Here is a 960-nt window from a genome sequence, read left to right on the forward strand (position 1 = left end):
GACGCGTGGTGCTAGTTAATAATTCTTGAATAAAAAAGCCTGAATAGGCTACACTTTAGTCATCTGCTACTAAAGAAGTGAAACCTATGTCAGACCAACTTAAGTGTAAACAATATTTATTACCTTTGCAACCGCGAATTCAATTGTGGCAACAAATCATTACGCCGCTTTATGATCAATTTGTGCCTGCTAAAATTCGAAATCGGCGTAACGTCCGCCAAGCTAAGCTCTCAGATATTGAACTCTTAGCGTTGCTCTGTTATCAGACAGAATTAGGTATCACTAATCAACGCCGCTATTATCGCTTTTTAACCAGTCTGCACTGCTTAGACTTGCCTGAACGTTCGCGATTTAATCGACTGAGTAACCGTGGCTGGCAATTATTGCAGTTAATGCGCACCGGCTTGATAAAACAAGTTGCTAAAAACACGCGCTATACGATTATTGACAGTCTGCCGCTGCCGGTTTGTCAACCAGTACGTAATTATCGCGCTCGCATCTTTCGCGAGCAAGCCGATCTGGGCTATAATGCCACGAAACGCCTACGCTACTACGGCTTCAAAGGCAGCTTTGAAGTCACTAATCAAGGTCTAGTAGTTGCTTATACCATTACGAAAGCCTCAATTCACGACTCCAAAATGGTAACCACTTTAATTAATCAGGCGAGTTGTCCGCAAATCTTGGCGGATCTCGGCTATTTGAGCCAGCCATTAAAACAACAACTAGCGCGGCAGGGAATTAACTTGTGGACGCCAAAACGGAAAAATATGCGCCAAGACCCTAAAATCAATAACAAATTATTAAAACGGCTGCGCCATCAAATTGAAACAGTTTTCTCCAGCTGGAACAATCTTTTTGATATTGAACGCAATCGCGCGCGTTCACTAGCGGGATTTCAAACGCGGTTAGAACAATGTTTGTTTGTGGATACTATCAGAAAAATTAACTAGCACCATGCGT

At 42.6% G+C, this 960-nt stretch carries 1 protein-coding gene; it reads left to right on the top strand.

Annotated elements, in window-relative coordinates; all coding sequences use genetic code 11:
• Window positions 1–86: 86 nt before the first annotated feature.
• On the top strand, window positions 87–950 hold the full coding sequence (locus EQ827_RS08795) for an IS982 family transposase (protein WP_181190600.1): 864 nt from the start codon (window positions 87–89) through the stop codon (window positions 948–950).
• The last annotated feature ends 10 nt before the right edge of the window (window positions 951–960 follow it).

The organism is Bombilactobacillus bombi (genome assembly GCF_013607485.1).
GTDB lineage: Bacteria > Bacillota > Bacilli > Lactobacillales > Lactobacillaceae > Bombilactobacillus > Bombilactobacillus bombi_A.